The following is an 18,592-nucleotide window of genomic DNA, read 5'->3' as shown; positions in this document are numbered from 1 at the left end:
GATCATGTTCTTGACGTAGTCAGCATGGCCCGGGCAATCGACGTGGGCGTAGTGACGGACCGGGGATTCGTATTCGACGTGCGCGGTCGAGATCGTGATACCACGAGCCTTTTCTTCCGGAGCGGCGTCGATCGAGGAGTAGTCCTTGAACTCGCCACCGAAGCGCTCGGCACCGATCTTGGTCAGTGCGGCGGTCAGCGTGGTCTTGCCGTGGTCGACGTGACCGATGGTGCCGACGTTGACGTGCGGCTTGGTGCGCTCGAACTTACCCTTGGCCATGGCTGCTTATCTCGAATTCGTCTGAGAGGTGATGCTTAAGATGGTGCTCACGAAAGGAATCGAACCTTCGACCTCTTCCTTACCAAGGAAGTGCTCTACCGACTGAGCTACGTGAGCCGAGTTTTGCATTATGACATGAACTCGATAATATTCAAAGTTCATTCAATGGAGCGGGAGACGGGAATCGAACCCGCACCATCAGCTTGGAAGGCTGAGGTTCTACCATTGAACTACTCCCGCGCCGGGAATGTCACAACGTGAAACTGGTGGAGGGAGGTGGATTCGAACCACCGAAGGCGTAAGCCAGCAGATTTACAGTCTGCCCCCGTTGGCCGCTTGGGTATCCCTCCTTACCACCCCATTCCGTTGCCGCCGAAGCGTTGCGGTGTGTGGTGGTGAGCCGCTTATTCTGCTGATGGGACGGGGGGCTGTCAACGCTTTTTTCCATTTTTTTCACACGCTGTCGCAAACCCATTGATACGCAAGGTTATTGCCCTGGGACCGGCAGGGTCTCGTTGGCGAAAATTGCGACATGAGGGACGCCGTCGCCGCCGATCCAGCCCCGATACATGCCCTGGGTGTTGAACGGCGTGGCCATTTTTCCGTCTGCGCCGAGCACGATCGCACCGCCGTCGCCGCCCATCTGCGGAATCGTCTCGTTGATCACGCCCTTGCCGGCCTGCTCCGGGCTCTGCCCCTGGTAGCGCATGCGCGCGCAGATCTCGTGCGCGGCCGCAGTGCGGATGTAGTACTCGCCCCACCCGGTGCCGGACACCGCGCAGCGTGCGTCGGCCCAGGTGCCGGCACCGATGATCGGCGAGTCACCCACCCGGCCGTAGCGCTTGTTGGTCATGCCCCCGGTGGAGGTACCGGCGGCCAGATGCCCCTGCGCGTCCAATGCGACCGCACCAACGGTACCGAAGTGCTTTGCAGTCTCCAGGTCGGCATGCGCCTGGCCGCTGGCCTCTTCCTTCAGCGCGCGCTGCAGCTGCTGCCAGCGCTTCTCTGTACGGAAGTAGGAGGGATCGACCAGAGGAATGCCCTGCTCGGCCGCGAAGGCTTCGGCGCCCTGCCCGACCATCATCACGTGGCGGGATTTCTGCATCACGGTCTGCGCCAGCAGGATCGGGTTGCGCACCCGCTGCACGCCCGCCACCGCGCCCGCCGCCTGGTTCGCGCCATCCATGACCGCCGCATCCAGCTCGTTGCGGCCGTCGTGGGTGAACACTGCGCCCTTGCCGGCGTTGAAGGTGGGATCGTCCTCCAGCACGGTGATCGCGGCGGTGACTGCGGCCAGCGCGGGGCGCCCCGCCGCCAGTTCCGCATGACCCTTCAGCAGTGCCGCCCGCAGCGCGTCACGTGCGGCCTTTTCCTCGGCCGGCGACAGGTCCTTGCGCTCGACGCCGGCGCCGCCGTGGATGACCAGCAGCGGTGAAGCGGCCGATGCGGCCTGGGCAAGCATGGGCAGGGACAGCAGCGCAGACAGCGCCAGGCGCAGTTTCATCGGATACGTCTCCAGCAGTAACGGGGAATGGATTGCAGGGTAGTGCCGGCCGCTGGCCGGCGGGGGGCGTATCAGGGAAGGTGGGTTGCCGGCGAGCGGCCGGCACTACCGAAGCGTGAACTCAAGCTCGCCATCGCTGACGTCGGCCACGGCCTGGTAGTCGGCCTCGGCCTGGACGTCATCCAGGCGCATGCGGCTGCCGCTGGCGACCACCGTTACCGGCACCGCGCGGAAGCGTAGCGGCTCGCCCTCGACCAGGCGGTCGGCATCGCGGCCAGGGCTGACCACCCAGACCTTGCCCTCGCCATCAGCGCTGTAGACCTGCGCCTGGCCATCGGGCTCCACGCACAGGGCGGTGTCCTCGTCGACGCCGATGCCGACGATGTCGGGGTCGCCACTGTCCTGGGCAGCGCGCGCCACGAACACGATCAGGCGACCGAGCCGGTCCCGCTTGTCGAAGTGGGTGTCGGTGACCACGCGCTGCAGGTAGGGCATCTGCAGGAAGCCGCTGTCCATGGTCACCGCGCTGCCCATCGGGTCCGCCAGGGCGCCGGCAGAGGTGATGCTGCCGCCGTCCATCGCGCCGTAGGCATAGCCACCGAGGATGGCGAGCCCCGCACTGGTACCGGCAATCGGCTTGCCAGCGCGCACATGGGCGTTCAGCGCGCGGTTGAGCGCAGTGCCCTTCCAGAAGCGGATGTAGCGCGACTGGTCACCACCGGCAATGAAGATGGCATCAGCTGCGGCAACCACGCGCAGCACGGCCGGATCGTCGGCGCCGCGGCGGCTGTCGAAGACCAGCGTCTGCACTGCGGTGGTACCGCCGATCTCGCGGTACAGGCGGTCCTGCAGCTCATCACTGCCAGAAGCGCGCAGGATCAGCACGCGGCCATTGCCAGCCTGCTTCAGCCACCAGTGGAAGGCCTCCGGCACCCATTCGCCACCGCCCATCAGCATCATGGCCGGTGCGCGCGGACCGGGCCGGGGCGCGTCGAGATCGCCGGCTTCGTAGTAGGCGAAGCCCGGGCCCTGCAGGTCCTGCGCAAGGGCGACCAACGGCACGGCCAAGACCAGCAGCGCCAGCCAGGCGAAGGGGGCAGGCAGGGTCCGATGGAGGCGTCGCATCTTGATCTCCCTGAACAAAATCGACTTGCAAGCGTTTCCACTCTTTGCCAGATAGGGACCCAGTAGTCAAGGACATGAAAAAGGCGTTAAATGCGCGCGCCCGTTCCGGAAATCTGAATGGGGGACAGGGCCCCTCCTCTGCGGGCCGGCTTCATTTCCGAGAATTCCTCATGCGTAGAAAGGCGATGGCGTGGTCGATCCAGCTGGCGTTGATGGGCGTGGCTGCTTCCGCGGCGGCCCAGGCACCGGCTTCCTCCTCGGTTCAACAACTGGATGCGGTGCAGGTCACCGGTTCGCGCATTCCGCGCGCCCAGGTGGAAGGCCCCGCCCCGATCACGGTGATCAACGCCGAACAGATCCGCTCCAGCGGCTTCACCAGCGTGCCGGACGTGTTGCGTGCAATGACCCAGAACGGCGGTGAGACCCAGAGCCAGCAGTCTTCCAGCGGCGCCGACTTCTCGCCGGGCGCCCAGCAGGTGGACCTGCGCGGCCTGGGCCCGAACCACACGCTGGTGCTGGTCAATGGCCGCCGCATCGCCGACTTCCCGATGCCGTTCAAGGGCCGCAGCAACTTCACCGATGTCTCCAACATCCCGCTGGGGATGATCGAGCGCATCGAAGTGCTGACCGGCAGCGCCTCGGCCATCTACGGCTCGGACGCGATCGCCGGCGTGGTCAACTTCATCCTGAAGAAGAAGGCCGACGGCACCACGATCGACATGCGCATGGGCACCACCAGCGAAGGCGGTGGCGAGTCGTTCGACATGAGCCTGGCCAGCGGCTTCAGCCGCGGCAACTTCAACGCCGTGTACAGCGTCGAGCTGCAGTCGCAGACTCCGCTGTGGGCCTATGAGCGCGACATCCAGGATTCGACCCAGGACGGCCCCACCGAGGGCTCGCGCATCGCCCGCCGCGCTTACCTGCGTACGGACTACAACGACGACTACCTGGATCCGGGCGCGGCCACCTGCGAAGCGCTGGCCGGGCAGAACCAGGGCAGCACCTACCGCGCCTACCGCCCGCGCTACGGTTACTACTGCGGCAGCGACAGCTCGATCGGCTACGGCACCATCCTCAGCAAGCGCCGCGGCGCCAATGGCTACGCCTCGCTGAGCTACGACTTCGACAACGGCCAGCAATGGTTCGCCGATGTGCAGCTGGGCTACCACACGATGTCGCTGATGCGCGACGTCACCAAGTGGGGCCGCATGGACGCCAATGGCGATGAGTCGGGCTACTTCAACAACCAGGCCACCGGCGAGATCGAGTTCTGGCAGCGCCAGTTCTCACCCGAGGAAATGGGGGGCCTGCGCAATGCGATGGTACGCAGCACGCAGAAGACCTTCAGCGTGACCACCGGCTTCAAGGGCAATCTGGCCGGCAACTGGGACTACGAAGCGGCGCTGAGCCATTCTCAGTACCAGTCGCGGATCAGCTGGGCGCAGATCATCGCCGCCAAGGCCAATGACCTGTTCCTGGGCCCGCAGCTGGGCGTGGACGACGACGGTTTCCCGATCTACAACGCGGACCCGTCGCGGCTGTACCGGCCGCTGACCCGCGCCGAGTACGATTCGATTGCCGCACGCACTACCTATTCGCCGAAGTCGCGCACCGAGACGGCTGCATTCACGCTGACCAATTCCGCGCTGTTCGGCCTGCCGGGCGGTGATGCCGGGTTCGCCGCGACCGTGGAAGTGGGCCAGCAGGCCTATGCGCTGAATCCCGATCCGCTGGCCACCCAGTACTACTACTACAGCTGGAAGGATTCGGACGGCCAGGGCTCGCGCAACCGCTGGGCGACCGCCGCCGAGCTGCGCATGCCGCTGCACGAGACGATCAACCTGAGCGTGGCCGGCCGCTACGACCAGTACCGCTATTCCGGCCACACCATCGGCAAGGCGACCTGGAGCGGCGGTCTGGAATGGCGCCCGATCGACACGCTGCTGGTGCGCGGTTCGTATGGCACTGCGTTCCGCGCGCCGGACCTGCACTACGTGTTCGCCGGACCGGGCAACGACGAGACCACCGCCGAAGACCTGTACAGCTGCCGCGCCGATGGCGCCAGCGACTGTTCCGACTACGAGCGCAACCTGATCCGCAGCCGCACCGGCAACCGCCAGCTCGACCCGGAAACCAGCACCTCGTGGAGTGCAGGCTTGGTCTGGTCGCCGGCGATCGGCCTGGACCTGTCGGTGGACTGGTTCGACATCGACATGCGCAAGCAGGTGCAGGACATGGATGTGCGCACCCTCCTGGCCAACGAAGCGAACTGCCGGCTCGGCAGTGCCGACATCAATTCGCCGACCTGCGTGGACGCGCTCGACCGCATCACCCGTACCAGCGACGGCCGCCTGTACGGCGTGCGCGTGGCGCCGATCAACGTCGCCCGCGAGTCGACCTCCGGCATCGACGTCGGCCTGCGCTACCGCCTGCAGACCGGTATCGGCGACTTCATCCTCAATGGCACCCACACCTGGGTGAAGAAGCACGATTTCCAGCGCTACCCCGGCGATCCGACCCTGGACCAGTTCGCGGTCAACAGCGGATTCGACATCCCGCGCACCAAGACCAGCCTGAGCGTGACCTGGGAGAAGGACGCGTGGTCGGCCACGATCTACGGTTCGCGCCTGGGCAAGCTGCCGACCTCGGACAACTACGACCAGTCATTCGACTGGGAAAGCGGTGACAGCCCCTACGTGAAGGCGACCTACCGCTACAACGCCTCGGTGCAGTATCGCTTCGACGACCATTCGCGCCTGTCGCTGTCGGTGGTCAACGTGTTCAACAAGATGCCGCCGAAGGATGCCACCTACACCGCGTATCCGTACTACGACGTGTCCTGGTTCGACAGCGTCGGCCGCACCATCAACCTGCAGTACACCCACAAGTTCGGTGGCAGCGCGCTGTAAGGCACACCGTATTGCAGAACGTGGACAACAAGGCCCGCCACTGGCGGGCCTTGTTGTTCATGCACACCGTACCCGGTAGATGCCCACCTTGGTGGGCATTCGTTGCCGCGCACCCGCCCGGGGTTTTCCACACCGCACGTGGAAAGCGATGGGGGTTTGGTGTGGACAAGTCCCTGCGAGCCACGCATTGCAATGGTTTCGAAGGGTGGCAATTTTTTGTCCAGACAGAATCCGGGTTTTCCACATGCGCCGTGGAAAGCGATGGGAACTAGGTGTGGACAAGTAGTTGTGAGCATTGCACCGCAGGCGTTTCGAAGCGTGGTGAAAATTTGTCCACGCTGCACGATCGAGGCAGGTAGCGCCGAGCCCGCGCTCTGCTCACGCCCATCGCAGCCGTGCATCGGCTCGGCGCTGCATCAGGTTCGCCGGTTTTCCACACCCAACGTGGAAAGCGATGGGAGTTTGCTGTGGACAAGTACCGGCGAACGTCACACCGCAAGCGTTTCGCAGCGTGGTGTTTTTTTGTCCATTACCGGAAACGCGAACGCCCCGCACAGAGCGGGGCGTCCGGGGTCGATCCGATGCCGCTGGATCAGACGTTGAAGCGGAAGTGCAGGATGTCGCCTTCCTGCACGCGGTATTCCTTGCCTTCCAGGCGCAGGCGACCGGCTTCCTTGGCGCCGGCTTCGCCCTTGTACTTGATGAAGTCGTCATACGCGATGGTTTCGGCGCGGATGAAGCCCTTCTCGAAGTCGGTGTGGATGACGGCGGCAGCCTGCGGGGCGGTAGCGCCCTTGCGTACGGTCCACGCGCGGACTTCCTTCACGCCAGCGGTGAAGTAGGTCTGCAGGCCGAGCAGGCTGTAGGCCGCGTTGATCACGCGGTTCAGGCCCGGCTCGCTCAGGCCCAGATCGGCCAGGAAGGTGTCGCGGTCTTCGTCGTCAAGCTGGGACAGCTCTTCCTCGATCGCGGCCGACACCGGCACCACCTGCGCGCCCTCGGCGGCGGCGTGCGCGCGCACGGCTTCCAGGTGCGGGTTGTTCTCGAAGCCGTCTTCCAGCACGTTGGCGATGTACATCACCGGCTTCAGGGTCAGCAGGAACAGGTCGCGCACCAGCGCCTTCTCTTCCTCGTCCAGGCCCACCGAACGACCGGCCTTGCCGTCCGACAGCGCAGCCTGCAGCTTGGCCAGGACCGGCTTGCGCGCCGCTGCGTCCTTGTCGCCGCCCTTGGCCGCACGCTCGGCACGGTTCAGCGCCTTCTCGACACTGTCCAGGTCAGCCAGCGCCAGCTCGGTGTCGATGGTTTCGATGTCAGAGATCGGATCGACCTTGCCGGCCACGTGCACGATGTCGCCGTGCTCGAAGCAGCGCACCACGTGGGTGATCGCGTCGACTTCGCGGATGTGCGCCAGGAACTTGTTGCCCAGGCCTTCACCGCTGGCGGCACCGGCCACCAGGCCGGCGATGTCGACGAACTCGACCGCGGTCGGGATGACCTTCTGCGGATTGATGATGCCCGCCAGCTCGTTCAGGCGCGGGTCCGGCACCGGCACGATGCCGACGTTCGGCTCGATGGTGCAGAACGGGAAGTTCGCCGCGGCGATACCCGCCTTGGTCAGCGCATTGAACAGGGTCGACTTGCCGACGTTGGGCAGGCCGACGATGCCGCATTTGATACCCATGGGTGACAGCTCTCTGGGGTGAAAGTGATTGGGGAAACAGCGGCCTGGGCGCTGCTTTTCCAATCATTCTCCGTACCGACCAACGGTCGGTACCTACCGGATTGGTTGGTTCCGTACCGACCAACGGTCGGTACCTAGCGGATTGGATGGTTCCACACCGACCAACGGTCGGTACCTACAGCTTATTTCGGGGTGTGCAGCCGCTTCATCGCTTCGCTGAAATCGCCCTGCACTGCCAGCGGCATCACGTCGATCGCATCGTCGATGGCGCGTGCGATCAGCACGTCGTCCTCCTTGGATGGGCGCCCCAGCACCCAACCCACTACGCGGTCCTTGTGGCCGGGATGGCCGATGCCCACGCGCAGGCGATGGAACTTGCCGTGGCCGAGCAGGCGGATGGTGTCGCGCAGGCCGTTCTGGCCGCCGTGGCCACCGTCGAACTTCAGCCGCGCCACGCCGGGCGCCAGGTCCAGTTCGTCGTGTGCGAGCAGGGTTTCTTCCGGTTCGATCTTCCAGAACCGCTGTGCGGCGGTGACCGACTTGCCGCTGAGGTTCATGAAGGTGGCGGGCTTGAGCAGCCACACCGTCTGCCCGGCGATCTCGACCTTGGCGGTCTCACCGAACAGCTTGCTGTCCACATTCCATCGCGCACCGGCCTTCTCCGCCAGGGCCTCAACGAAATGAAACCCGGCATTGTGCCGGGTCCGGGCGTGTTCCGATCCGGGATTGCCCAGACCGACGATCAGTCGCAGTCCTGCCATGGTTCCTTCCAGTACGGTGCCTGCCCGGAGGCAGGCACCGTAACGGTATTACTCGGCGGCAGCCGCTTCTTCGTCAGCCTCGTCGGCCTTGCCGGCCTTGGCGGTGACGATGGCGTCGTCGTGGTCCTTGCCCAGCGCCAGGGCCGGGATTTCCACGCCCTTCGGCAGCTTGATGTCGGACAGGTACACCACGTCACCGGCCTTCAGCTCGCCCAGGTCGACTTCGATCGACTCCGGCAGGTCCTTCGGCAGGCAGGTGATGGTCACTTCCTTCAGTTCGTGGGTGACCACGACGTCGGCAGCCTTGCCGGCCGGCGAGGTGTCTTCGTTGACGAAGTGCAGCGGGACCGAAGCGGTCAGGGCTTCGTTCTCGTTCACGCGCTGGAAGTCCAGGTGCATGATCAGCTGCTTGTACGGGTGGCGCTGCATGTCACGCAGCAGGACCTTCTGCACCTGGCCATCCAGGTTCAGGTCCAGGATCGAGGCATAGAACCACTCGTTCTGCTGGGCCAGCCAGATTTCGTTGTGGTCCAGGCTGATGGCGACCGGCTCGGCGTTGCCGCCGTACACGATGGCCGGGATCACACCGGCGTGACGCAGGCGGCGGCTCGCACCCTTACGCTGCAGTTCACGCTTGGTGACCTTGATTTCATGGGTCTTCGACATTTTCGACTACTCAGGTTGTTGCCGCGCCCTGCGGCGTGGCGGTTGAAGATGCTTCCGCGACCAGAAGCATCCGGGTATGCCCCCGCCGTTGCCGGCAGGGGCGAAGAACTCAGTCGACGTACAGCGAGCTGACCGACTCGCCGAAGGCGATGCGGCGCATCGTTTCGGCCAGCATTTCCGCCACGCTCAGCTGGCGGATCTTGCTGCACACCCGCGCCGCGTCCTTCAGCGGGATGGTGTCGGTCACCACCAGCTCGTCGAGCTGGGAATTGGTGATGTTGTCCACCGCCGGGCCCGACAGCACCGCGTGGGTGCAGTAGGCAGCGACCTTGAGCGCACCGCGCGCCTTCAGGGCAGCAGCAGCGGCGCACAGGGTGCCGGCGGTGTCGACGATGTCATCGACCATCACGCAGGTCTTGCCTTCGACGTCACCGATGATGTTCATCACGGTGGAGACGTTGGCGCGCGGGCGGCGCTTGTCGATGATCGCCAGGTCGGCGTCATCCAGGCGCTTGGCCACCGCACGGGCGCGGACCACGCCGCCCACGTCCGGCGACACAACAATCAGGTTCTCGGTGCCGTAGGCACGCCAGATGTCGGCCAGCAGCAGCGGGGACGCATACACGTTGTCCACCGGAATATCGAAGAAGCCCTGGATCTGGTCGGCGTGCAGGTCGACGGTCAGCACACGATCAGCGCCAGCGGTGCTGAACATCTTCGCCGCCAGCTTGGCGGTGATCGGCACGCGCGAGGAACGCATGCGGCGATCCTGGCGCGAGTAACCGAAGTACGGCACCACGGCGGTCACGCTGGCCACCGATGCGCGCTTGAGCGCGTCGATCAGCACCAGCAGTTCCATCAGGTTTTCCGCGCTCGGCGCGCAGGTCGGCTGGATCACGAACACGTCCTGCTTGCGGACGTTCTCCTCGATCTCCACCTGCACTTCACCATCGGAGAAGTGCGAGACCAGCGCCTTGCCCGGGCGAACCCCCAGTTCCTTGCAGATGTTCTGCGCCAGACGTTTGTTGGCGTTGCCGGAAAAGACCAGCAGGTTCGGGGACTCTTGCATCATGATTGTCTCGGGCGGGGACGAGTGGCGGGGATCCGGAGTCGGCAAGGACCCCGATGGACCCTTGCTGCTGACAACACCGCGGTTGTTTCCACGTCCCGCGCGGGCGATGCGCTGGAAGGCGCGGACACAGCCGCTATTGGCAGGGGCGGTAGGATTCGAACCTACGAATGCCAGGATCAAAACCTGGTGCCTTGGGCCTCTTGGCGACGCCCCTGCATTGATAAATCAGTGTTGCTCGAGTGCATCCAGCAGTGGCGAACGCGCAACGCCCGCTGCCACCCTTGCCCGCAACTCCTTCGGCAACTTCGACCGTCCCTGCTCTGCGGCAGACTGCGATGCGAACTCGACGAAACAACCACTTCCCGAACCGGTCAGCCGCGCCGTGCCGATGTCGCTCAACGCGGCGAACGCTGCCTCGACGGCAGGCTCACGGCGGCGCAGCACCGGTTCGAACGCGTTCCCGACCAAGGTCCCGGAAGCGAAGTCCTCTATTTTCGCCACTGGGCTGCCGCGCGTCAAATCCGGGTCTGCGAACAGAGCCGGGGTGGGAACATGAACACCCGGTTCAACCACCACATACCAGGCCGGCTCCAGCACGATCGGCTGCAGGCGCTCACCCACCCCTTCGGCCCAGGCATTGCGCCCGCGCACGAACACCGGCACGTCGGCGCCCAGGCGCAGGCCCAGCGCAGCAAGCGCGTCCTCATCCAGACCGGCACGCCAGAGCCGGTTCAGCACCACCAGTACGGTGGCCGCGTCGGACGAACCGCCGCCAAAGCCACCACCTGCAGGAACGTGTTTTTCGACGATGATGTCCGCGCCTTGCACGATATTGGCTGCATCTTTCAGAATCCGCGCGGCGCGGACCGCCAGGTCATCCGCCTCGGCCACGCCAGCCAGCCCCTCGCCCTGCCGGCGCACCTGGCCGTCTTCACGCAGGTGCAGACCGATGCGGTCGCCCCAGTCCAGCAGGCGGAACACGGTCTGCAGCTCGTGGTAACCATCGGCACGGCGGCCGGTGATGTGCAGGAACAGGTTCAGCTTGGCCGGGGCCGGCCACCAGGACCAGCCCGTGTCATCGCGCCCGGCACTCATGGGGTGCCCTGCCCCCATTGGTCGACCAGCAGGCGCACCTTGGCGTCCCCATTGCTGGCCTCGATCCGGCGCGGCAGCGCCGAGCGCCCGGCCTCGGCCGGGTACCAGTCCAGGTACTGCACCTGCCAGCCCATCTGCTGCATGCGACGCGGCCGGCCTTCACCATCACGCTCGACCTTCTCCGGACCGGCAGCATCACCGGCCACCAGGCCACGGATCCACGCCGGCAGCTGGTTGACCGGGATGTCCCAGCCGGTCGCCTCCAGCAGCAGTTGCTGGGCGTCTTCGCCGTCACGCGGCCCGCCGGCCAATCCTTCCAGCCGACCGGCTCCGGAATGGGTATCGCCGGTCAGCTTCCAGCTCTGCCGGGTCACCGGCGCACTCAGCTCGACCACATAGCGGCGTCCTTCCTGCTTCCAGTCGATGCGTCCGCTGCCGCCATCCTTGCCCTTGCTGACCGCGACCCGGCCCTGGAAAGCCCAGTCCGGCTGTGCCTGCAGCGCGGCCACGCGCGCCGCCTCGGCCTGCGCCGCTTCGGCCGAAACAACCTCGACCACCGCCGGCGCCGGGATCTTCTGCGTGCCTACGCTGGTACAGGCGGTCAGCGCCAGGGCCGCGGTTGCCAACAGCAGCGGCCGGATCAGGGAAACACTCATGGATTGAATTTCTCACGGGCGCGCAGCAGCGCGCGGTTTTCAGGGTCGAGCTTGGCCGCTTCGTCGAAGAAATGGCGGGCCTCGTCATGCTTGCCCAGCACCCACAACACTTCGCCGACATGGGCGGCGATCTCGGGGTCCTTGGCCAGGGTCCAGGCACGGCGCAGCTGCACCAGTGCTTCTTCCTTGCGGCCCAGGCGATACAGCACCCAGCCATAGCTGTCGACGATGGCAGCGTTGTCCGGTTCGGCCACGCGGGCGCGGTCGATCAGCTCCAGCGCTTCCTGCAGGCGACCGGTGCGATCGGCCAGGGTGTAACCCAGCGCGTTCAATGCCGGCACGTTCTCCGGGTCGGTCACCAGGATCTTGCGCAGGTCGGCCTCGGCGCGCGGGATGTCGTCGCGGCGTTCCCAGGTGAGCGCACGGGCGTACAGCAGGCCGTTGTCATCCGGGTAGGCGGCCAGGCCGCGGGCCAGTGCATCCAGCTCCCCGGCACTGTCGTCAGCACGCTGGCGCAGTTCGGCTTCCAGCAGGTAGGCATCGCGGCGCACATCGTCGTCGACCACCGCATCGGACTGGATCGCGTGCACTTCATCCAAAGCCTGCGGCAGGCGCCCGGCCAGAGCCTGGGCGTTGGCCGCGCGCAGGCGCGCCTCGCTCAGTTCATCGCCACCGGGCACGCTGTGGTACCACTGCACCGCCTCGGGATAACGCTTCAGGTATTCGGCGATCTTGCCCAGCAGCAGGCGCTGCGCCGGGTCCGGCTTGGCCGCCTGCCGCGACAGTTCGTTGTAGAGGTTGGACAGCGCGGCCTTGTCGCCCTGCTTGGCCAACAGCGAGGCGCGCATGCCCCAGGTCTGCACGTCCTGCGGGCCGAACGCCAGCACGCGCTCGGCGGCGGCTGGCTGGCCGAGGCTGTCGTAGGCAATGGCCACTGCATTGCGCAGTTCCGGGTCCTGGCGGGTCTTCGGCTCCACATCGTGCAGCAGCGACAGCGCCTTGCCGGTCTCCCCGGCCTGCTGCAGCTGGCTGGCGCGCAGCAGCGCCACACGCGGTTCTTCGGGGAAGCGCTTGACCACTTCGTCGATCATGCGCCGCGCCAGCTCGGGCTTGTCCATGCGCAGGGCAAGGCGTCCGAACTCCTGCCACGCCTCGATCTTCGGCGGAATGGCGTTGGCGTCGACCAGCTCGCCCAGCACCTGCGCCGGCACTGCCGGGTCGCGGCCGCCGCCGATCAGGGCGGCCAGGGCGAACTTCCAGCCACGTTCATCCGGGTCGGCCAGCAAGGCCTGCAGATCGCCACGCGCTGCCTTCACATCGCCCTGGCGCATGGCCAGCGCGGCAGCGGCACTGCGCATGGTCAACGAGCTCGGCGCGCGCTGCTGCCAAAGGGCCAGGCCCTTGGCGGCGCTGGCGTCATCGTTGGCGAGCATGGAAATGCGGGTCGCGCGCTCGGCCAGGCCGGCGTCGCCGCCGGTCTGCTGGGCGGCCTGCAGGTACCAGCGGGCGGCCTCGGCCAGCTTGCCAGCCTGCAGCGCGAACTCACCGGCCATCACCGGTTCCAGCGCCAGTTCCTCAGTGGCCGGGGCCCGTACGGGGGCCTTGGCCGGCACCGCCGCCAGGGCCTGGCTGCAGGCCAGGGACAGCAGCAGAACACTGGGGATGCGAATCAATGCGGGCATCGTCGGCATCGGGGCCTTAAAATGTCGTCCAATGGCCAGCAGCTTATCGCAAGCAACTGAACAATGACCCTGTGGGTGCTCGGACTGAATCACCAGACCGCACCGGTGGAGCTGCGCGAGCGCGCGGCCTTCGCCGGTGAGGCGTTGCCGCGCGCGCTCGGTTCGCTGCGCGACACTCCGCAGATCGCCGAGGCGGTGCTGCTGTCCACCTGCAACCGCACCGAGCTGTATGCCGTGGCCGATTCGGCACAGGCACTGGACCAGTGGCTGCAGGCCCAGGCCGGCGACCTGCAGGGCTACCTGTACCAGCATGCCGATGCAGAAGCCGTACGCCACCTGTTCCGGGTCGCCACCGGCCTGGACTCGATGGTGCTGGGCGAACCGCAGATCCTCGGCCAGGTGAAGGACGCATGGTCGACCGCGCGTGACCACGGCCTGCTCGGCCAGCGCCTGGACCGCCTGTTCCAGCAGACCTTCTCGGTGGCCAAGCGTGCGCGCACCGATACCCAGGTCGGCGCCAACCCGGTATCGGTGGCGTCGGCGGCGGTGCGCCTGGCGCAGAACGCGTTCGCGCGGCTGGACGATTCCACCGTGCTGCTGGTCGGTGCCGGCGAGACCATCGAACTGGCTGCACGGCACCTGAGCGAAGGCAAGGTGCGCCGGCTGCTGATCGCCAACCGCACCCTCGCCCACGCGCAGGAACTTGCCAGCCGCCATGGTGGCGTAGCCCTGCCGCTGACCGAACTGGACCGCCACCTGGGCGAGGCCGACGTGGTGTTCTCGGCCACCGCTGCGCGCGAACCGGTGATCCACCGCGAGATGGTGGCCAAGGCCCTGCGCGCGCGCCGGCACAAGCCGATGCTGCTGTTCGACCTGGCCGTGCCGCGTGACATCGAGGCGGAGGTCGGCACGCTCAACGACGCCTTCCTCTACACCGTCGACGACCTGGAGCGCGCGGTGGAAGACAACCGCCGCGGACGCCGCGAGGCAGCCGCCGAGGCCGAGGCGATCATCGACCTTCAGGTATCGCGTTTTATCGAGACCCAGCAGGCCAGCGCCCACCAGGCGCCGCTACGACAGCTGCGTGCGTTCGGCGAGGCCACCCGCACTGAACTGCTGGAACGCGCGCGCCAGCAGCTGGCCAACGGCAAGCCGGCCGACGAAGTGCTGGAACTACTGGCCCACGGCCTGACCAATCGATTGCTGCATCCTCCTACCGCTGCCCTGCGCGCTGCCGCACTGAGCGGCGATGCCGACCTGACCCGCGCCGCCGAGCGCCTGTTCCCGGCTACGCCGGGTTACCGCCACCCACCCGTGAGACCCGATGACGCCGACCCTGCGCCGTAAGCTGGAAGCGCTGGCCGAGCGCCGCGAAGAACTGGAACGCCTGCTCGCCGAACCCGACGTGGTCGCCGACAACACCCGTTTCCGCGACCTTTCGCGCGAATTCGCCCAACTTGAACCGATCGCCATCGCCCTGGCCGATGAATCCCGTGCCAAGGCTGATCTGGCCGCTGCGGAAGGCATGCGCGCCGATCCCGACCTGCGCGAACTGGCCGACGAGGAAATCGCCGCCGCGCAGGCGCGCCTGCTGGAACTGGAGCAGGAACTGGCGCTGCTGCTGGTACCGCGCGACCCGCGCGACGAAGGCAACCTGTTCCTGGAAGTGCGCGCGGGTACCGGCGGCGATGAAGCGGCGATCTTTGCCGGCGACCTGTTCCGCATGTACGCCCGCTATGCCGAGCGCCAGGGCTGGAAGGTCGAGATCGAATCGGACAATCCCGGCGAGCACGGTGGCTACAAGGAAGTGGTGGCACGGGTGGTCGGCCGTGGTGCGTTCTCGCGCCTGAAGTTCGAATCGGGCACGCACCGTGTGCAGCGCGTGCCGGCCACCGAATCGCAGGGCCGCATCCATACCTCGGCGGCCACCGTGGCGATCATCCCGGAGGCCGACGAAGTCGATGACATCGTCATCAACCCGGCCGACCTGAAGGTGGATACGTTCCGCTCCTCCGGCGCCGGTGGCCAGCACGTCAACAAGACCGAGTCGGCGATCCGCATCACCCACGTACCGACCGGCGTGGTGGTGGAATGCCAGACCGAACGCAGCCAGCACGCCAACCGCGACAAGGCGATGAAGCGCCTGAAAGCGCAGCTGCTCGACGCCGAGCGCCAACGCCAGGACGCGGCCCAGGCCGAGTCGAGGCGCCTGCAGGTCGGCAGTGGTGACCGCAGCCAGCGCATCCGCACCTACAACTTCCCGCAGGGGCGCATCACCGATCACCGCGTGGAGGGCCTGACCCTGTACGACCTGCCCAACATCCTGGCCGGCGACCTCGATCCGCTGCTGCAGCGGCTCAGCCACGAACACCAGGTCGACGCCCTGGCCCAGCTGTCGGCAGGCTGAGCACGATGTCGGCCTGGCAGCAGCGACAGCAACTGCAGCAAGCGATCGCCCGCCAGCCCGACGACTTCGTCGCCTGGGTGATGCTGGCCGACGTGGAACTGGAAGCCGGTGACATCGCTGCCGGCGAACAGGCCGCGCGACGTGCGCTGCAGCTGCGCCCGAATCACCCCGAAGCGCTGGCACGGCTGGGCCGCGTGGCGTGGATGGCCGGTGCACATGGCGATGCGGCCAAGCTGCTCGGCCAGGCCTCGGCATTGGCACCGCAGCATCCCGGCATTGCGCTGTGGCTGGGCCATGCACTGGAAGATGCCGATGATGCCGAAGGCGCGTCGGCGGCCTATCGACGCGCGCATGGGCTGATGCCGGCCGAGCCGTACATCGCCGCCCAGCGCCTGGCCTGGCAGCGTCGCCTGTGCGATTGGCAGGACCTGGACACGCTGGCGGCACAGGTGCGCGCCGCCGTTGCCAGCGGCCAGGGCGTGGTCGAGCCGTTCGCCTTCCTCAGCGAGGACGCCAGCGCTGCCGAACAGTTGGCCTGCGCGCACACCCGTGCGCTGGCCGTGGCTGCCTCGGTGCGGCCATTGCCGCCGGCAACGGTGCGCCCGCACGGCCCGCTGCGCGTCGGCTTCCTCTCCAATGGGTTCGGCGCACATCCGACCGGATTGCTGACCGTGGCGCTGTTCGAGCAGCTGCGTCGCGACCCCGCACTGCAACTGCATCTGTTCGCGCTGAACCGCGACGACGGCAGCCGCATTCGCCAGCGCCTGCAGGCAGCGGCGCAGCTGCATGATGTGGCTGGCCTGCGACACACCGATACCGCCGCACGCATCCGCGCACAGGGCATCGACCTGCTGTTTGACCTGCGCGGCTGGGGCGGTGGCGGCACGCCGGAAGTGTTGGCGATGCGCCCTGCCCCGCTGCAATTGAACTGGCTGGCCTATCCGGGCACGTCGGGGGCGCCGTGGATGGACGCGGTGGTCGGCGATGCCTTCGCCCTGCCGCCGGCACTGGAGCCGTGCTACAGCGAACGCGTGCTGCGCCTGCCACGAGCCTTCCAGCCGTCAGACAGTACGCGCGTGCTGGAGCCTGCGCCGACCCGTGCGGACTGCGGCCTGCCCGCGCAGGGCGTGGTGTTCTGCTGTTTCAACAACAGCTACAAGCTCAACCCGCGCAGCATGGGCCGTGCCTTCGCAGTGCTGCAGGCAGTGCCCGGCAGCGTACTGTGGCTGCTGTCCGGACCGGGCCAGGCCGACGCCCGCCTGCGCACTGCCGCGCAGGCTGCCGGCCTGGACCCGGCGCGCCTGGTGTTCATGGCCAAGCTGCCGCATCCGCAGTACCTGGCCCGTTACCCGCTGGCCGACCTGTTCCTCGACACCCATCCGTACAACGCGCACACCACCGCGTCCGACGCACTATGGGCCGGCTGCCCGGTGCTGACCTGCCCGGGTGACACCTTCGCCGCGCGCGTGGCCGGCAGCCTCAACCACCATCTGGGAATGGCACGGATGAATGTCGCCGACGATGCGGCGTTCATCACCACCGCCAGCGCGCTGGGCAACGACCCTGCAGCACTGGTGGCGTTGCGCGCTGAACTGGCACAGGCGCGCGAGCGCAGCGGGCTGTTCGACATGGACGGGTTTGCCCGCGATCTGTCGGCGTTGGTGCAACAGCTGGCGCGCGAACACGGCTGGCTGGGAACAACCGAACCGACTGGGTAATGCCGGCTGGGTAATGTCGATTGGATGACGTCGACTGGGTAGAGTCGACTGCTGGTCGACTGCCCCCGGCAGGAAGCCGAAAACCCCGCGCTGCGCGCGATAGTCGACTGACCGTCGACTCTACCCGGCGTCGACATCGCCTGGGCAGCCCCTGCGCTACGCTCGGGCTTCCTCCCCGCGTGCTGTGACGATGGCCAAGCTCAAGCGCAAGGACTACGACGAACTGCTGCTGCCGCTGCAGCTGGAACTGACCGCCATGGCGCGCTGGGTGCAGCACAGCGGACAGCGCCTGCTGGTGCTGTTCGAAGGCCGTGATACCGCAGGTAAAGGCGGCGCGATCCAGGCCATCAGCCAGCACCTCAACCCGCGCCAGTGCCGGGTGGTGGCGCTGCCCAAGCCCACCGACCGCGAAGCCACGCAGTGGTACTTCCAGCGCTACGCCTCGCACTTGCCCGCCGCTGGCGAGATCGTGCTGATGGACCGCAGCTGGTACAACCGCGCAGGCGTCGAACGGGTGATGGGCTACTGCAGCGAGACCGAGTACCAGCAGTTCCTGCGCCAGGCGCCGGTGTTCGAACAGCTGCTGGTGGACGACGGCATCCTGCTGTTCAAGTACTGGCTGTGCGTGGACCAGGAGCAGCAGGAGAAGCGCTTCGCCGAGCGCCATCTCGATCCGCTGAAGGGCTGGAAGCTCTCTCCGGTGGACCTGAAATCCCGCAGCAAGTACAGCGCCTACACCGAGGCGCGCGAGGCGATGCTGCGCGCGACCCATCGCGAGGCGGCACCGTGGACACTGGTGGATTTCAACGACCAGCGGCTGGGCCGGCTGACGCTGGTGCGCAACCTGCTGGACCGGTTGCCGGACACGCGCGTGGATGCGCCGTTGCCGGAGCTGCCGAAGCTGAAGGGCAAGCTGCATCGCGAGCACTACGATGTGCTGAAGCCGATCGAGGACTTCCCGGTCGAGGATTAGGGTGGGTCGGCAGGGCCTGCGGCCCTGCACCTGCAGAGGCAACGACAACAGCCGGCTCTGG

15 protein-coding genes and 4 tRNA genes are annotated in these 18,592 nt (G+C 66.8%); 5 read left to right on the top strand and 14 right to left on the bottom strand.

The features are described 5' to 3' along the window. The 6 genes from AC5P6X_RS17645 to AC5P6X_RS17620 form a co-directional block, all read right to left on the bottom strand. On the bottom strand, positions 1-279 hold a 279-nt coding region (locus AC5P6X_RS17645), incomplete at its 3' end, for a GTP-binding protein (protein ID WP_256727511.1). A 41-nt stretch (positions 280-320) separates the two neighbouring features. Further along, positions 321-396 (bottom strand) — tRNA-Thr (locus tag AC5P6X_RS17640). A 49-nt stretch (positions 397-445) separates the two neighbouring features. Further along, a tRNA-Gly gene (locus AC5P6X_RS17635) sits at positions 446-519 on the bottom strand. Positions 520-543: 24 nt separating this feature from the next. Further along, positions 544-629: transfer RNA gene (locus tag AC5P6X_RS17630), tRNA-Tyr, on the bottom strand. A 137-nt stretch (positions 630-766) separates the two neighbouring features. Continuing rightward, positions 767-1,783, bottom strand: a complete 1,017-nt coding sequence (locus tag AC5P6X_RS17625) for an isoaspartyl peptidase/L-asparaginase family protein (protein WP_088435873.1) — start codon at positions 1,781-1,783, stop codon at positions 767-769. Between the two features lie 105 nt (positions 1,784-1,888). After that, a complete protein-coding gene (locus AC5P6X_RS17620; protein ID WP_049450188.1) occupies positions 1,889-2,908 on the bottom strand; it encodes a cyanophycinase in 1,020 nt (339 codons plus the stop codon). A 170-nt stretch (positions 2,909-3,078) separates the two neighbouring features. Here AC5P6X_RS17620 and AC5P6X_RS17615 point away from each other — a divergent pair, with 170 nt between their 5' ends. After that, a complete protein-coding gene (locus AC5P6X_RS17615; RefSeq protein ID WP_088435872.1) occupies positions 3,079-5,817 on the top strand; it encodes a TonB-dependent receptor plug domain-containing protein in 2,739 nt (912 codons plus the stop codon). Between the two features lie 592 nt (positions 5,818-6,409). On the opposite strand, the gene ychF is transcribed toward AC5P6X_RS17615, so the two are convergent. From ychF to AC5P6X_RS17575, 8 genes are all read right to left on the bottom strand, one after another. Then, positions 6,410-7,501 (bottom strand): redox-regulated ATPase YchF, encoded by a 1,092-nt coding sequence (gene ychF, locus AC5P6X_RS17610; RefSeq protein ID WP_005408193.1) that lies wholly within the window; start codon positions 7,499-7,501, stop codon positions 6,410-6,412. A gap of 182 nt (positions 7,502-7,683) precedes the next feature. Beyond that, positions 7,684-8,262 carry an aminoacyl-tRNA hydrolase gene (gene pth, locus AC5P6X_RS17605; protein ID WP_005408192.1) on the bottom strand — a complete coding sequence of 193 codons (579 nt, stop codon included), beginning with the start codon at positions 8,260-8,262 and terminating at the stop codon, positions 7,684-7,686. Positions 8,263-8,310: 48 nt separating this feature from the next. Then, positions 8,311-8,928 (bottom strand): 50S ribosomal protein L25/general stress protein Ctc, encoded by a 618-nt coding sequence (locus tag AC5P6X_RS17600; protein WP_005408191.1) that lies wholly within the window; start codon positions 8,926-8,928, stop codon positions 8,311-8,313. Positions 8,929-9,037: 109 nt separating this feature from the next. After that, positions 9,038-9,997, bottom strand: coding sequence for a ribose-phosphate diphosphokinase (locus tag AC5P6X_RS17595; protein ID WP_005415400.1), 960 nt, complete (start codon positions 9,995-9,997; stop codon positions 9,038-9,040). A gap of 140 nt (positions 9,998-10,137) precedes the next feature. After that, positions 10,138-10,214, bottom strand: a tRNA-Gln gene (locus AC5P6X_RS17590). Positions 10,215-10,225: 11 nt separating this feature from the next. Next, positions 10,226-11,095, bottom strand: coding sequence for a 4-(cytidine 5'-diphospho)-2-C-methyl-D-erythritol kinase (ispE, locus tag AC5P6X_RS17585; protein ID WP_088435871.1), 870 nt, complete (start codon positions 11,093-11,095; stop codon positions 10,226-10,228). Continuing rightward, the gene (gene lolB / locus AC5P6X_RS17580; protein WP_108270697.1) at positions 11,092-11,751 is read right to left on the bottom strand and encodes a lipoprotein insertase outer membrane protein LolB; all 660 of its coding nucleotides are present in this window, start codon (positions 11,749-11,751) and stop codon (positions 11,092-11,094) included. Before lolB ends, ispE begins: the two co-directional genes overlap by 4 nt. Further along, positions 11,748-13,433 carry a tetratricopeptide repeat protein gene (locus AC5P6X_RS17575; RefSeq protein ID WP_171039713.1) on the bottom strand — a complete coding sequence of 562 codons (1,686 nt, stop codon included), beginning with the start codon at positions 13,431-13,433 and terminating at the stop codon, positions 11,748-11,750. The genes lolB and AC5P6X_RS17575 overlap by 4 nt, the downstream gene beginning before the upstream one ends. Before the next feature lie 63 nt (positions 13,434-13,496). Here AC5P6X_RS17575 and hemA point away from each other — a divergent pair, with 63 nt between their 5' ends. The 4 genes from hemA to ppk2 all read left to right on the top strand — a co-directional run bounded on the left by hemA (position 13,497) and on the right by ppk2 (position 18,531). After that, the gene (gene hemA, locus AC5P6X_RS17570; protein ID WP_005408187.1) at positions 13,497-14,780 is read left to right on the top strand and encodes a glutamyl-tRNA reductase; all 1,284 of its coding nucleotides are present in this window, start codon (positions 13,497-13,499) and stop codon (positions 14,778-14,780) included. Continuing rightward, entirely contained in the window at positions 14,758-15,840 is a 1,083-nt protein-coding gene (prfA, locus tag AC5P6X_RS17565) for a peptide chain release factor 1 (protein ID WP_005412330.1), read from the top strand. Before hemA ends, prfA begins: the two co-directional genes overlap by 23 nt. A 5-nt stretch (positions 15,841-15,845) precedes the next feature. Beyond that, positions 15,846-17,558 carry an O-linked N-acetylglucosamine transferase, SPINDLY family protein gene (locus AC5P6X_RS17560; protein WP_108270698.1) on the top strand — a complete coding sequence of 571 codons (1,713 nt, stop codon included), beginning with the start codon at positions 15,846-15,848 and terminating at the stop codon, positions 17,556-17,558. Positions 17,559-17,748: 190 nt separating this feature from the next. After that, positions 17,749-18,531, top strand: a complete 783-nt coding sequence (ppk2, locus tag AC5P6X_RS17555) for a polyphosphate kinase 2 (RefSeq protein ID WP_005408184.1) — start codon at positions 17,749-17,751, stop codon at positions 18,529-18,531. Positions 18,532-18,592 lie beyond the last annotated feature (61 nt).

The organism is Stenotrophomonas sp. YJH_SMC_40, from assembly GCF_059368615.1.
The sequence above is the reverse complement of the archived record's forward strand: the minus strand, read 5'-3'. Positions and strand labels throughout refer to the sequence as shown.

Excerpts from the sequence above, each read along its gene's own strand:
- AC5P6X_RS17625 (WP_088435873.1), bottom strand. The coding sequence starts at position 1,783 with ATGAAACTGCGCCTGGCGCTGTCTGCGCTGCTGTCCCTGCCCATGCTT.
- AC5P6X_RS17620 (WP_049450188.1), bottom strand. The coding sequence starts at position 2,908 with ATGCGACGCCTCCATCGGACCCTGCCTGCCCCCTTCGCCTGGCTGGCG.
- AC5P6X_RS17615 (WP_088435872.1), top strand. The coding sequence starts at position 3,079 with ATGCGTAGAAAGGCGATGGCGTGGTCGATCCAGCTGGCGTTGATGGGC.
- ychF (WP_005408193.1), bottom strand. The coding sequence starts at position 7,501 with ATGGGTATCAAATGCGGCATCGTCGGCCTGCCCAACGTCGGCAAGTCG.
- pth (WP_005408192.1), bottom strand. The coding sequence starts at position 8,262 with ATGGCAGGACTGCGACTGATCGTCGGTCTGGGCAATCCCGGATCGGAA.
- AC5P6X_RS17600 (WP_005408191.1), bottom strand. The coding sequence starts at position 8,928 with ATGTCGAAGACCCATGAAATCAAGGTCACCAAGCGTGAACTGCAGCGT.
- AC5P6X_RS17595 (WP_005415400.1), bottom strand. The coding sequence starts at position 9,997 with ATGCAAGAGTCCCCGAACCTGCTGGTCTTTTCCGGCAACGCCAACAAA.
- ispE (WP_088435871.1), bottom strand. The coding sequence starts at position 11,095 with ATGAGTGCCGGGCGCGATGACACGGGCTGGTCCTGGTGGCCGGCCCCG.
- lolB (WP_108270697.1), bottom strand. The coding sequence starts at position 11,751 with ATGAGTGTTTCCCTGATCCGGCCGCTGCTGTTGGCAACCGCGGCCCTG.
- AC5P6X_RS17575 (WP_171039713.1), bottom strand. The coding sequence starts at position 13,433 with ATGCCCGCATTGATTCGCATCCCCAGTGTTCTGCTGCTGTCCCTGGCC.
- hemA (WP_005408187.1), top strand. The coding sequence starts at position 13,497 with ATGACCCTGTGGGTGCTCGGACTGAATCACCAGACCGCACCGGTGGAG.
- prfA (WP_005412330.1), top strand. The coding sequence starts at position 14,758 with ATGACGCCGACCCTGCGCCGTAAGCTGGAAGCGCTGGCCGAGCGCCGC.
- AC5P6X_RS17560 (WP_108270698.1), top strand. The coding sequence starts at position 15,846 with ATGTCGGCCTGGCAGCAGCGACAGCAACTGCAGCAAGCGATCGCCCGC.
- ppk2 (WP_005408184.1), top strand. The coding sequence starts at position 17,749 with ATGGCCAAGCTCAAGCGCAAGGACTACGACGAACTGCTGCTGCCGCTG.